Origin of the sequence: Bacillus sp. FSL M8-0071 (genome assembly GCF_037975455.1) — a bacterium.
GTDB lineage: Bacteria > Bacillota > Bacilli > Bacillales > Bacillaceae > Bacillus > Bacillus subtilis.
This window is the reverse complement of sequence record NZ_CP150256.1, coordinates 94,705-108,092: the sequence shown is the minus strand read 5'-3', so window position 1 is coordinate 108,092 and position 13,388 is coordinate 94,705. Positions and strand designations below refer to the sequence as shown.

The 13,388-nt window shown below is 46.5% G+C and carries 6 protein-coding genes, 9 tRNA genes and 4 rRNA genes; all 19 read right to left on the bottom strand.

Going from position 1 to position 13,388, the window contains the following annotated elements:
• Positions 1–5: 5 nt before the first annotated feature.
• The 19 genes from disA to rrf (MKX71_RS00495) all read right to left on the bottom strand — a co-directional run bounded on the left by disA (position 6) and on the right by rrf (MKX71_RS00495) (position 13,334).
• A complete protein-coding gene (disA, locus tag MKX71_RS00585; RefSeq protein WP_003225736.1) occupies positions 6–1,088 on the bottom strand; it encodes a DNA integrity scanning diadenylate cyclase DisA in 1,083 nt (360 codons plus the stop codon).
• A gap of 3 nt (positions 1,089–1,091) precedes the next feature.
• Entirely contained in the window at positions 1,092–2,468 is a 1,377-nt protein-coding gene (radA, locus tag MKX71_RS00580; protein ID WP_014475593.1) for a DNA repair protein RadA, read from the bottom strand.
• Positions 2,469–2,559: 91 nt separating this feature from the next.
• Positions 2,560–4,992, bottom strand: coding sequence for an ATP-dependent protease ATP-binding subunit ClpC (clpC, locus tag MKX71_RS00575; protein WP_014475592.1), 2,433 nt, complete (start codon positions 4,990–4,992; stop codon positions 2,560–2,562).
• The gene (locus MKX71_RS00570) at positions 4,989–6,080 is read right to left on the bottom strand and encodes a protein arginine kinase (RefSeq protein WP_003235007.1); all 1,092 of its coding nucleotides are present in this window, start codon (positions 6,078–6,080) and stop codon (positions 4,989–4,991) included. Before MKX71_RS00570 ends, clpC begins: the two co-directional genes overlap by 4 nt.
• Positions 6,080–6,637, bottom strand: coding sequence for a protein-arginine kinase activator protein McsA (gene mcsA / locus MKX71_RS00565; protein ID WP_033885018.1), 558 nt, complete (start codon positions 6,635–6,637; stop codon positions 6,080–6,082). Before mcsA ends, MKX71_RS00570 begins: the two co-directional genes overlap by 1 nt.
• 13 nt (positions 6,638–6,650) lie before the next feature.
• Positions 6,651–7,115 (bottom strand): transcriptional regulator CtsR, encoded by a 465-nt coding sequence (ctsR, locus tag MKX71_RS00560; protein WP_003225724.1) that lies wholly within the window; start codon positions 7,113–7,115, stop codon positions 6,651–6,653.
• A 240-nt stretch (positions 7,116–7,355) separates the two neighbouring features.
• Positions 7,356–7,471: ribosomal RNA gene (gene rrf / locus MKX71_RS00555) — 5S ribosomal RNA — on the bottom strand.
• 55 nt (positions 7,472–7,526) lie between these two features.
• Positions 7,527–10,454, bottom strand: a 23S ribosomal RNA gene (locus tag MKX71_RS00550).
• A gap of 175 nt (positions 10,455–10,629) precedes the next feature.
• Positions 10,630–12,179: ribosomal RNA gene (locus MKX71_RS00545) — 16S ribosomal RNA — on the bottom strand.
• 171 nt (positions 12,180–12,350) lie between these two features.
• Positions 12,351–12,426: transfer RNA gene (locus tag MKX71_RS00540), tRNA-Ala, on the bottom strand.
• A gap of 8 nt (positions 12,427–12,434) precedes the next feature.
• Positions 12,435–12,511 (bottom strand) — tRNA-Pro (locus tag MKX71_RS00535).
• A gap of 27 nt (positions 12,512–12,538) precedes the next feature.
• Positions 12,539–12,615, bottom strand: a tRNA-Arg gene (locus MKX71_RS00530).
• Between the two features lie 9 nt (positions 12,616–12,624).
• A tRNA-Leu gene (locus MKX71_RS00525) sits at positions 12,625–12,710 on the bottom strand.
• Positions 12,711–12,724: 14 nt separating this feature from the next.
• Positions 12,725–12,799 (bottom strand) — tRNA-Gly (locus tag MKX71_RS00520).
• Between the two features lie 40 nt (positions 12,800–12,839).
• Positions 12,840–12,922, bottom strand: a tRNA-Leu gene (locus MKX71_RS00515).
• 6 nt (positions 12,923–12,928) lie between these two features.
• Positions 12,929–13,004, bottom strand: a tRNA-Lys gene (locus tag MKX71_RS00510).
• A 36-nt stretch (positions 13,005–13,040) separates the two neighbouring features.
• A tRNA-Thr gene (locus MKX71_RS00505) sits at positions 13,041–13,116 on the bottom strand.
• Between the two features lie 4 nt (positions 13,117–13,120).
• A tRNA-Val gene (locus MKX71_RS00500) sits at positions 13,121–13,196 on the bottom strand.
• A gap of 22 nt (positions 13,197–13,218) precedes the next feature.
• Positions 13,219–13,334 (bottom strand): 5S ribosomal RNA (gene rrf, locus MKX71_RS00495).
• The 16S, 23S and 5S rRNA genes sit together here with 9 tRNA genes alongside, the layout of an rRNA operon.
• Between the last annotated feature and the right edge of the window lie 54 nt (positions 13,335–13,388).

Genomic DNA, 13,388 nt, shown 5'->3' with positions numbered 1-13,388 from the left:
CGAAATCACAGTTGTCTGTCTAAATAATGCTTCTCTTGCAGGCGTTTTAATCCTTTTTTGATTTTTTGGGCTCGTACTTCACCGATTCCCTCTACTTCATCTAATTCTTCTGCACTCGCCTCAATAATCCTTGGTAGGACTCCAAATGCTTCTACAACATTTTCAACAATCGGCATCGGAAGACGCGGTATCTTATTTAACAGCCTGTATCCTCTCGGCAATACATAATCATCAAGATTAGTAGAAGCAGGGTAACCGAGAAGCTTATACACAATGGAATCATCCAGCAGATCATAACTGGACATATCCTGCAGCTCCTTCAAGAGAACAAACGGATCTTTAATCTTTTCTTTTACATAGTCCTTAATAAATAAAGCGGCCTCTTCTTCCATATCCGTAATCAATTCAATGACTTGCAGTTTGATCAGATGCCCTTCTGTCCCCAGCTCTTTGATATACATATTAATTTCGTTTTTGATTCTCAGTACCATTTCATAACGATGCATGACAGACAAGACATCACTGAAGGTAACAAGTTCCTCAAACTCTAACGCGTTCAGTGCATTAATCGTTTTATCGAGGATTGTCTTATATTTTTCAAGTGTTTGAATGGCTTGGTTCGCCTTGGTTAAAATAAATCCTATGTCTTTTAGTGTATACTTCATGTTTTCCTGATATAACGTTATGACATTTCTTCTTTCAGAAATGGCGATTACAAGACAGCCAGTTTGCTTAGCTACTCTTTCGGCAGTTCTGTGCCGCATTCCTGTTTCTGATGAAGAAATTGTGGCATCCGGCATCAGCTGAGTATTCGCGTATAGAATCTTTTGACCAGAATCACTTAAAATGATCGCTCCATCCATTTTAGCCAGCTCATATAAATGCGCCGGAGAAAAAGCCGTGTTTATGTGAAAGCCGCCGTCCACCACTTCTTTTACTTTATCATTATATCCAACAACAATCAGACCGCCTGTATTTGCTCTCAAGACGTTTTCCATCCCCGCTCTGAGCGGTGTACCCGGAGCAACAAACTGCAATATAGATGACAGGTCTAACTCGTGTTTCGCCCCTTTTTTCTCTTTTTCCATCTATTATCCTCCTAATGAAGTACGAAGCGCTTCTGCAACATTTGCTACTCCGATAACCTCAATCCCTTTTGGTTTTGTCCATCCGTCCAGATTTGCCGCGGGTATGATCATGCGTTTAAAACCAAGCTTTGCCGCTTCTTTCACACGCTGTTCAATTCTTGAAACCCGCCGGACTTCTCCGGTTAATCCCACTTCTCCAATAAAACAATCTGCAGGATTTGGAGGTGTGTCTCTAAAGCTTGATGCAATACTAATCACAATCGCAAGATCAATTGCCGGTTCATCAAGCTTAACGCCGCCAGCCACTTTCAAATAAGCATCCTGATTTTGCAGCAGCAGTCCAACTCTTTTTTCTAACACAGCCATTAACAGAGAGACCCTGTTATGGTCTATTCCCGTTGCCATACGCCTTGGGTTGCCAAAGCTTGTTGGCGAGATGAGCGCCTGAATTTCAACGAGAATCGGTCTAGTGCCCTCCATAGAGGCAGTGATACTCGAACCTGCGGAACCAGCAGAGCGTTCTTCTAAGAAAATTTCCGAAGGATTCAAAACCTCAGTGAGCCCCTCTTCCCGCATTTCGAAAATGCCCATTTCGTTTGTAGATCCGAAACGGTTTTTTACAGCCCGCAAAATACGGAAAGTATGGTGGCGTTCTCCTTCAAAATATAAAACAGTGTCAACCATATGCTCCAACAGTCTCGGACCTGCAATAGACCCTTCTTTCGTCACGTGCCCAACGATAAAAATCGGAATACCTTTTGTTTTTGCAATTTTCATCAGCTCAGCGGTACACTCTCTGACCTGTGACACACTGCCTGGAGCCGATGTAATATCGCTTTGGTAAACCGTTTGAATAGAGTCAACAACGACAAACGCTGGATTCATCTCTTGTATAGCAGACGAAATATACTCCATATCGGTTTCAGATAAAACATGCAGTGACGGATTATTAATGCCGAGACGGTCTGCTCGCAGCTTCGTTTGCTTTACAGATTCTTCTCCCGAAATATACAGGACACTGTTTGATGAGCCTGATAATTGAGCGGAAACCTGCAGTAATAGCGTTGACTTTCCGATACCAGGATCACCGCCAATTAAAACGAGGGAGCCTTTAACGACACCTCCGCCGAGTACTCTGTTAAACTCGCCAAGCTGGGTTTTAACGCGGGGTTCTTCTGATGTTTCGATTGATGTAATAGGTGAAGGTTTCTGTACAGTTTGAACAGAATGAGAAAAAGCCGCTCTCCGATTGGCCGGTGCTTTTTTAATCATTTCTTCCACCATTGTATTCCAAGCACCGCAGCCTGGACATTTCCCCATCCATTTTGGAGACTCGTAGCCGCAGGATTGGCAGATGAATTTCGATTTTGTTTTAGCCATATATAGTGTAAGACCTCTCCCTTGTTCTATTTCTTGATATGAAAGTGAGGCATACACTTACATGCTGTATGCCTCATTTCCGTCTTCTATATTAATTCGTTTTAGCAGTCGTTTTTACGACAAATTCGCCATCTTCTACATCAAGAACAATATGCTGTCCTTTATGAATATTTCCTCTGAGGAGTTCTTCAGATAAACGATCCTCGACATGTTTTTGGATCGCTCTTCTTAACGGACGGGCACCGTATTCCAGGTCAACGCCCTCTTCCGCGACTTTCGCTTTTGCAGCATCTGTCAATTCGATAGAAAGATCTTGTTCTTTCAAGCGTTTCGTTAATTGATCAGACATTAATGACACAATTTCAGTAAGATGTTTTTTCTCAAGTGAATGGAAGACAATGATTTCATCAATACGGTTGATGAACTCAGGTCTAAACGCTCGTTTCAATTCACCCATCACTTTATCTTTCATGTCTTTATGATTTTGAGTTTCATCCTGAACGTTAAAGCCGACATATTTATTGCGTTTCAGCTCACTTGCTCCGACGTTTGATGTCATGATCAGAATGGTATTGCGGAAATCGACTGTGCGTCCTTTAGAATCTGTCAATCGTCCGTCTTCAAGAACTTGCAGAAGGATATTGAAGACATCAGGGTGCGCTTTCTCGATCTCATCAAGAAGCACGACAGAGTAAGGTTTTCTTCTGACTTTCTCTGTCAATTGACCGCCTTCATCATATCCCACATATCCCGGAGGTGAACCAACAAGTCTTGAGGTTGAGTGTTTTTCCATGTATTCAGACATATCAATTCTGATCATGGATTCTTCATCGCCAAAAATGGATTCAGCGAGTGCTCGTGCAAGCTCTGTTTTACCTACACCTGTAGGGCCTAAGAAAATGAATGAGCCGATTGGGCGTTTAGGATCTTTCAATCCTGCTCTCGCACGTCTGACGGCTTTTGCAACAGCTACAACTGCCTCATCCTGGCCGATGACGCGGGAATGAAGAATGTTTTCCATATTGAGAAGCTTATCAGTTTCAGTTTGGGCGATTTTAGATACAGGCACACCGGTCCAGCTGGATACAACCATCGCAATATCATCCACAGTAACCTCTGAGTTTTCCTGCCCTTGCTTCTCTTTCCATGATTTCTTCGTATCCTCTACTTGCTCGCGCAGGCGTTGTTCAGTATCACGCAAGGAAGCAGCTTTTTCAAACTCTTGGCTTTGCACTGCCGCATCCTTCTCTTTACGAACCTCATCAAGCTTCTGCTCAAGCTCTTTTAAGTTAGGAGGCGTTGTAAATGAGCGCAGTCTCACCTTTGAACCTGCTTCATCGATCAAGTCAATTGCTTTATCCGGAAGGAAGCGGTCAGAAATATATCTGTCAGAAAGCTTAACCGCAGCTTCAATGGCATCATCAGTGATAGAAACGCGGTGGTGGGCTTCGTATCTGTCACGCAGACCTTGTAAAATTTGAATACTTTCATCTACAGATGGCTGATCAACCTGAATCGGCTGAAAACGGCGTTCCAGTGCTGCATCTTTTTCAATATATTTACGGTACTCATCAAGAGTCGTTGCACCAATACATTGGAGTTCGCCGCGAGCAAGTGAAGGTTTTAAAATATTAGATGCATCAATAGCACCTTCTGCTCCGCCTGCCCCGATTAATGTATGGAGCTCATCGATGAATAGAATGATATTTCCTGCCTGGCGAATTTCATCCATGACCTTCTTCAGGCGATCCTCAAATTCTCCGCGGTATTTTGTGCCGGCAACAACTGTTCCCATGTCTAATGTCATCACACGTTTATCACGCAAAATTTCGGGTACTTCATTATTGATAATTTGCTGTGCCAAACCTTCTGCGATAGCCGTTTTACCTACACCTGGTTCCCCAATGAGAACAGGGTTGTTTTTCGTTCTGCGGCTTAACACTTCAATGACACGCTGGATCTCCTTGCTTCTGCCGATTACAGGGTCAAGGCTGTCTTCCTTCGCAATAGCAGTTAAGTCTCTTGCCAAGCTGTCAAGCGTAGGCGTATTCGCATTGCTGTTTGTTCCTGCCGCTGATGATCCTGTTTCATTACTTCCTAGAAGCTGGAGCACCTGCTGTCTTGCTTTATTTAAGCTGACACCGAGATTATTCAGAACTCTCGCAGCAACACCTTCTCCTTCACGAATCAGACCAAGAAGAATATGTTCTGTTCCAACATAAGAATGACCGAGTTTTCTTGCCTCATCCATTGAAAGCTCAATGACTTTTTTAGCTCTAGGAGTATAATGAATCGTTTGAGACATTTCCTGCCCGCGCCCGATCAAACTTTCTACTTCTTTCTGAATTTTATCTGAACCGAGTCCAAGCGCTTGAAGAGCTTTAGCAGCAATGCCCTCTCCTTCTCTTACCAGTCCTAATAAAATATGCTCAGTGCCAATGTTATTATGACCTAACCGAAGTGCTTCTTCCTGTGCTAGCGCCAGTACTTTTTGAGCTCGTTCTGTAAATCTTCCAAACATCATATCGATTCATCCTCCTGTCTTTTCCCATTCATTTCTAAGTGAAGCCGTTCTCTGATGAGAGCCGCTCTTCGAATGTCCCTTTCGTTCGGACGCAAAGCGCCTCCCGAGTATTGCTGTAAAAACCCTGGCTGCGTCAAAATCATAAGTTCGTTAAGTATGTTGCTTGAAAGTCCTTTTATTATGCCTAAGTCTATGCCTAACCGAACATCTGAAAGGCACTTTGCAGTTTCTTTCGATTCTATCATCCGGCAATTAGACAAGACCCCATAAGACCGATATACCCGATCCTCAAGTTCGATTTTAGAAGTTTGATAAATCGCTTCTCGGGCAGATCGTTCTTGTTCAATCAACTGAGCAGCAACACTGTTAAGATCCTCTACAATATCCTGCTCTGACTTACCAAGCGTGATCTGATTTGAAATTTGAAAGATATTCCCTACTGCTTCGCTGCCTTCCCCATAAATTCCTCTAACAACTAAGCCTAATTGATTAATTGCCGGTATAATTCGATTTATTTGCCTAGTTAAAACCAGTGCCGGCAGATGCATCATGACCGAAGCCCTTAAACCTGTACCTACGTTTGTAGGACAGCTGGTTAAGTATCCTCTTTGCTCATTGAATGCATAATCAACTTTTTCTTCAATCCAGTCGTCGACCTGGTTTGCGGCTTTCATTGCTTCTAAAAGCTGAAATCCAGGGAAAAGACACTGAATTCTAATATGGTCCTCTTCATTTAGCATGACGCTTACTTCCTCATTTTCAGAAAGCAAACAGCCGCCAAAAGGAGACTCTGTCAGATTAGGACTGATTAGATGTTTTTCAACAAGTACACGCTTTTCTAAAGGCTGTGCATCATTCATTCTAATCAAAACAAATTTGCCGATTCCGGGAATTTCTTGCTCTGAAAACTGATCTTCAAATTGCTGTATGATGGATGAGGCTTCTTCATTGGAATACCGCGTAGGGAACCGAATATGCTCAAAGTTCCTTGCTAAACGTATGCGGCTGCTGAGTACAATGTCACTTTCAGGTCCTTTCTGCTTCATCCAACTGCTTAGTGCGTCCTGAATAAAATGCTTTAGCGACATTACCCCTGTTCCTCCTCACTATCTGTACTTTTGAGTGATTGTTCTAATGAACGAATTTGATCTCTTACATGAGCTGCATTTTCAAATTCTTCTTGATGGATTAAGGATTCTAATTCCTTTTTTAGCATATCAATCTGCCGTCTGACATGAAGATTGCCGCCTATTCGTTTCGGTATCTTACCTGCATGCACAGTGTTTCCGCTGTGCACTTTACGTAGGATTGGTGTAATGTTGCTATGAAATGTTTTGTAACATTCAGAACATCCAAAACGGCCAATTTTTCTGAATTGCTGAAAAGTCATTCCACATTTCGGACAAGCAGATATTTGCTCCGAGTGACTGAACATTTGAGTTCCTGTATTTTGAAATGAAGAATCCATGTTCAGTAAACCCGAAAGTAAATTATGAATAGAGAAACCCTGATTTGCACTTATACCATATGAATCACTATTTTCTTTGGCACATTGTTCACAAATATGAACTTCTATTTTTTCTCCGTTAACAACCTTTGTAAAGTGAAAAGTGGCTGGTCTCTCGTGGCACTCTTGACAAATCAATCTTTTCACCCGCTTATTTTAATTTTAAAGAAGTCAGCATTGCCTTCATCATTCTCGCTCTTAATTCATCACGTTCAGGCAAGTCAATGTGTAAAACTGAGCGGTCCATTACGCTGACCATCATTTTTGCTTCTCTTTCTGAAATTACCTTGTCTTCTAATAGCCTTAAAATAATGTCATCAGAGGCTGCTTGAGACAAATGGGTATTAATTTGAGAAATTATATTATTGATCAGGACAACTTCATTGTTCATTTTAATTTTAATGATTCTGATGTAACCGCCGCCCCCGCGTTTGCTCTCAACAATATATCCTCTTTCGCTTGTAAATCTGGTGTTGATGACATAATTTATTTGGGAAGGAACGCATTGAAATTTATCTGCAATTTCACTTCGTTTAATCTCTAAAATTTCCTTGCCATTTTGATCTAACACTCGTTTTAAATATTGTTCAATGATGTCAGAAATATTATGTCCCACTCAACCCCCTCCTTTACTGACTTTGACTATATTTGACTATAATCTTACTATAAGCCGTTTCTCGAGAATTTTCAACTTTCTCGCTCTATCCTTTATTATTTCCATTTTCTCGGTCCACAAAACCTGATTGCTGATTTAAAATTCGGTATAAAGTTATTATATTATACAGTTAAGTGGAATTTTATGATACCAATAAACCAAAATACAAAAAACCCAGCTCAATGAGCTGGGTTTAAACTTGCTTGGCGGCGTCCTACTCTCACAGGGGGAAACCCCCGACTACCATCGGCGCTGAAGAGCTTAACTTCCGTGTTCGGTATGGGAACGGGTGTGACCTCTTCGCTATCGCCACCAAACAAATTGAGAGTGTTCTCTCAAAACTAGATAACAGGTGTGACATCATTCAAAAATATGGTTAAGTCCTCGATCGATTAGTATCTGTCAGCTCCATGTGTCGCCACACTTCCACCTCAGACCTATCAACCTGATCATCTTTCAGGGATCTTACTTCCTTGCGGAATGGGAAATCTCATCTTGAGGGGGGCTTCATGCTTAGATGCTTTCAGCACTTATCCCGTCCGCACATAGCTACCCAGCGATGCCCTTGGCAGAACAACTGGTACACCAGCGGTGCGTCCATCCCGGTCCTCTCGTACTAAGGACAGCTCCTCTCAAATTTCCTGCGCCCGCGACGGATAGGGACCGAACTGTCTCACGACGTTCTGAACCCAGCTCGCGTACCGCTTTAATGGGCGAACAGCCCAACCCTTGGGACCGACTACAGCCCCAGGATGCGATGAGCCGACATCGAGGTGCCAAACCTCCCCGTCGATGTGGACTCTTGGGGGAGATAAGCCTGTTATCCCCGGGGTAGCTTTTATCCGTTGAGCGATGGCCCTTCCATGCGGAACCACCGGATCACTAAGCCCGACTTTCGTCCCTGCTCGACTTGTAGGTCTCGCAGTCAAGCTCCCTTGTGCCTTTACACTCTGCGAATGATTTCCAACCATTCTGAGGGAACCTTTGGGCGCCTCCGTTACCTTTTAGGAGGCGACCGCCCCAGTCAAACTGCCCACCTGACACTGTCTCCCCGCCCGATAAGGGCGGCGGGTTAGAAGGTCAATACAGCCAGGGTAGTATCCCACCGATGCCTCCACCGAAGCTGGCGCTCCGGTTTCCAAGGCTCCTACCTATCCTGTACAAGCTGTACCAACATTCAATATCAGGCTGCAGTAAAGCTCCACGGGGTCTTTCCGTCCTGTCGCGGGTAACCTGCATCTTCACAGGTACTATAATTTCACCGAGTCTCTCGTTGAGACAGTGCCCAGATCGTTGCGCCTTTCGTGCGGGTCGGAACTTACCCGACAAGGAATTTCGCTACCTTAGGACCGTTATAGTTACGGCCGCCGTTTACTGGGGCTTCAATTCGCACCTTCGCTTACGCTAAGCGCTCCTCTTAACCTTCCAGCACCGGGCAGGCGTCAGCCCCTATACTTCGCCTTACGGCTTCGCAGAGACCTGTGTTTTTGCTAAACAGTCGCCTGGGCCTATTCACTGCGGCTCTCTCGGGCTTGCACCCTAACAGAGCACCCCTTCTCCCGAAGTTACGGGGTCATTTTGCCGAGTTCCTTAACGAGAGTTCTCTCGATCACCTTAGGATTCTCTCCTCGCCTACCTGTGTCGGTTTGCGGTACGGGCACCTCTCACCTCGCTAGAGGCTTTTCTTGGCAGTGTGGAATCAGGAACTTCGCTACTATATTTCGCTCGCCATCACAGCTCAGCCTTATGGGAAACGGATTTGCCTATTTCCCAGCCTAACTGCTTGGACGCGGATATCCAATACCGCGCTTACCCTATCCTCCTGCGTCCCCCCATTGCTCAAATGGTGAGGAGGTGGTACAGGAATATCAACCTGTTGTCCATCGCCTACGCCTTTCGGCCTCGGCTTAGGTCCCGACTAACCCTGAGCGGACGAGCCTTCCTCAGGAAACCTTAGGCATTCGGTGGAGGGGATTCTCACCCCTCTTTCGCTACTCATACCGGCATTCTCACTTCTAAGCGCTCCACCAGTCCTTCCGGTCTGGCTTCACAGCCCTTAGAACGCTCTCCTACCACTGTTCGAAGAACAGTCCGCAGCTTCGGTGATACGTTTAGCCCCGGTACATTTTCGGCGCAGAGTCACTCGACCAGTGAGCTATTACGCACTCTTTAAATGGTGGCTGCTTCTAAGCCAACATCCTGGTTGTCTAAGCAACTCCACATCCTTTTCCACTTAACGTATACTTTGGGACCTTAGCTGGCGGTCTGGGCTGTTTCCCTTTCGACTACGGATCTTATCACTCGCAGTCTGACTCCCAAGGATAAGTCATTGGCATTCGGAGTTTGACTGAATTCGGTAACCCGGTAGGGGCCCCTAGTCCAATCAGTGCTCTACCTCCAAGACTCTTACCTTGAGGCTAGCCCTAAAGCTATTTCGGAGAGAACCAGCTATCTCCAGGTTCGATTGGCATTTCACCCCTACCCACACCTCATCCCCGCACTTTTCAACGTGCGTGGGTTCGGGCCTCCATTCAGTGTTACCTGAACTTCACCCTGGACATGGGTAGATCACCTGGTTTCGGGTCTACGACCACGTACTCATGCGCCCTATTCAGACTCGCTTTCGCTGCGGCTCCGCATCTTCTGCTTAACCTTGCACGAGATCGTAACTCGCCGGTTCATTCTACAAAAGGCACGCCATCACCCGTTAACGGGCTCTGACTACTTGTAGGCACACGGTTTCAGGATCTCTTTCACTCCCCTTCCGGGGTGCTTTTCACCTTTCCCTCACGGTACTGGTTCACTATCGGTCACTAGGGAGTATTTAGCCTTGGGAGATGGTCCTCCCGGATTCCGACGGAATTTCACGTGTTCCGCCGTACTCAGGATCCACTCAGGAGAGAACGAAGTTTTGACTACAGGGCTGTTACCTCCTATGGCGGGCCTTTCCAGACCTCTTCATCTACCTCGTTCCTTTGTAACTCCGTACAGAGTGTCCTACAACCCCAAGAGGCAAGCCTCTTGGTTTGGGCTAATCCCGTTTCGCTCGCCGCTACTCAGGGAATCGCATTTGCTTTCTCTTCCTCCGGGTACTTAGATGTTTCAGTTCCCCGGGTCTGCCTTCTCATATCCTATGAATTCAGATATGGATACCACTCCATTACGAGTGGTGGGTTTCCCCATTCGGAAATCTCCGGATCAAAGCTTGCTTACAGCTCCCCGAAGCATATCGGTGTTCGTCCCGTCCTTCATCGGCTCCTAGTGCCAAGGCATCCACCGTGCGCCCTTTCTAACTTAACCGTTAAAAAGAATCACTATGTGATATCTTGTGTTACTAATTTAATTGAATGTGATGTCTACTGTTATCTAGTTTTCAAAGAACACGTTTCGAAGGAATGATCCTTCAAAACTAAACAAGACAGGGAACGTTCTGTTTATAAGACCCAAGGTCTTATATTCCGTATAATATCCTTAGAAAGGAGGTGATCCAGCCGCACCTTCCGATACGGCTACCTTGTTACGACTTCACCCCAATCATCTGTCCCACCTTCGGCGGCTGGCTCCTAAAAGGTTACCTCACCGACTTCGGGTGTTACAAACTCTCGTGGTGTGACGGGCGGTGTGTACAAGGCCCGGGAACGTATTCACCGCGGCATGCTGATCCGCGATTACTAGCGATTCCAGCTTCACGCAGTCGAGTTGCAGACTGCGATCCGAACTGAGAACAGATTTGTGGGATTGGCTTAACCTCGCGGTTTCGCTGCCCTTTGTTCTGTCCATTGTAGCACGTGTGTAGCCCAGGTCATAAGGGGCATGATGATTTGACGTCATCCCCACCTTCCTCCGGTTTGTCACCGGCAGTCACCTTAGAGTGCCCAACTGAATGCTGGCAACTAAGATCAAGGGTTGCGCTCGTTGCGGGACTTAACCCAACATCTCACGACACGAGCTGACGACAACCATGCACCACCTGTCACTCTGCCCCCGAAGGGGACGTCCTATCTCTAGGATTGTCAGAGGATGTCAAGACCTGGTAAGGTTCTTCGCGTTGCTTCGAATTAAACCACATGCTCCACCGCTTGTGCGGGCCCCCGTCAATTCCTTTGAGTTTCAGTCTTGCGACCGTACTCCCCAGGCGGAGTGCTTAATGCGTTAGCTGCAGCACTAAGGGGCGGAAACCCCCTAACACTTAGCACTCATCGTTTACGGCGTGGACTACCAGGGTATCTAATCCTGTTCGCTCCCCACGCTTTCGCTCCTCAGCGTCAGTTACAGACCAGAGAGTCGCCTTCGCCACTGGTGTTCCTCCACATCTCTACGCATTTCACCGCTACACGTGGAATTCCACTCTCCTCTTCTGCACTCAAGTTCCCCAGTTTCCAATGACCCTCCCCGGTTGAGCCGGGGGCTTTCACATCAGACTTAAGAAACCGCCTGCGAGCCCTTTACGCCCAATAATTCCGGACAACGCTTGCCACCTACGTATTACCGCGGCTGCTGGCACGTAGTTAGCCGTGGCTTTCTGGTTAGGTACCGTCAAGGTACCGCCCTATTCGAACGGTACTTGTTCTTCCCTAACAACAGAGCTTTACGATCCGAAAACCTTCATCACTCACGCGGCGTTGCTCCGTCAGACTTTCGTCCATTGCGGAAGATTCCCTACTGCTGCCTCCCGTAGGAGTCTGGGCCGTGTCTCAGTCCCAGTGTGGCCGATCACCCTCTCAGGTCGGCTACGCATCGTTGCCTTGGTGAGCCGTTACCTCACCAACTAGCTAATGCGCCGCGGGTCCATCTGTAAGTGGTAGCCGAAGCCACCTTTTATGTTTGAACCATGCGGTTCAAACAACCATCCGGTATTAGCCCCGGTTTCCCGGAGTTATCCCAGTCTTACAGGCAGGTTACCCACGTGTTACTCACCCGTCCGCCGCTAACATCAGGGAGCAAGCTCCCATCTGTCCGCTCGACTTGCATGTATTAGGCACGCCGCCAGCGTTCGTCCTGAGCCAGGATCAAACTCTCCGATAAAGTAGTTTGACTGACTACGCACATCGCTGTGCGATTTATAAAAAAATGAATTAACAGGTACGTTTTGTCTTGTTTAGTTTTCAAAGATCATTTTGTTTGCTTGCTTTGTTAAAGCAACTTTATTAGTATACAACGTCAATTCTTCAAAGTCAACAACTTTTTAAAAACTTTTGGTGGAGCCTAGCGGGCTCGAACCGCTGACCTCCTGCGTGCAAAGCAGGCGCTCTCCCAGCTGAGCTAAGGCCCCATAAAAAATGGTCGGGAAGACAGGATTCGAACCTGCGACCCCATGGTCCCAAACCATGTGCTCTACCAAGCTGAGCTACTTCCCGATTTCCCATCTATTCTATTAAAAGATATGGCGCGCCCGAGAGGAGTCGAACCCCTAACCTTTTGATCCGTAGTCAAACGCTCTATCCAATTGAGCTACGGGCGCAAAACATAATGCCGAGGGCCGGACTTGAACCGGCACGGTAGTCACCTACCGCAGGATTTTAAGTCCTGTGTGTCTGCCAATTCCACCACCCCGGCGTGGATGGTATAGTTGGAGCGGAAGACGGGATTCGAACCCGCGACCCCCACCTTGGCAAGGTGGTGTTCTACCACTGAACTACTTCCGCAGACAGGATGTCCAGTTTTTCTAACTGTTATCCTATATAATGCGGGTGAAGGGACTTGAACCCCCACGTCATAAAGACACTAGATCCTAAGTCTAGCGCGTCTGCCAATTCCGCCACACCCGCGTAAAATGGTGAGCCATGAAGGACTCGAACCTTCGACCCTCTGATTAAAAGTCAGATGCTCTACCAACTGAGCTAATGGCTCTTCTACAAGAGACTTGAGTATTATATCATATAAAAGTGGTGCCGGCAAGAGGACTTGAACCCCCAACCTACTGATTACAAGTCAGTTGCTCTACCAATTGAGCTACACCGGCATAATGGTGGAGGATGACGGGCTCGAACCGCCGACCCTCTGCTTGTAAGGCAGATGCTCTCCCAGCTGAGCTAATCCTCCATAATTGCACTAACGTGCAATTGCTTGGCGGCGTCCTACTCTCACAGGGGGAAACCCCCGACTACCATCGGCGCTGAAGAGCTTAACTTCCGTGTTCGGTATGGGAACGGGTGTGACCTCTTCGCTATCGCCACCAAACAAATTGAGAGTGTTCTCTCAAAACTAGATAACAGGTGTGACATCATTCAAAAA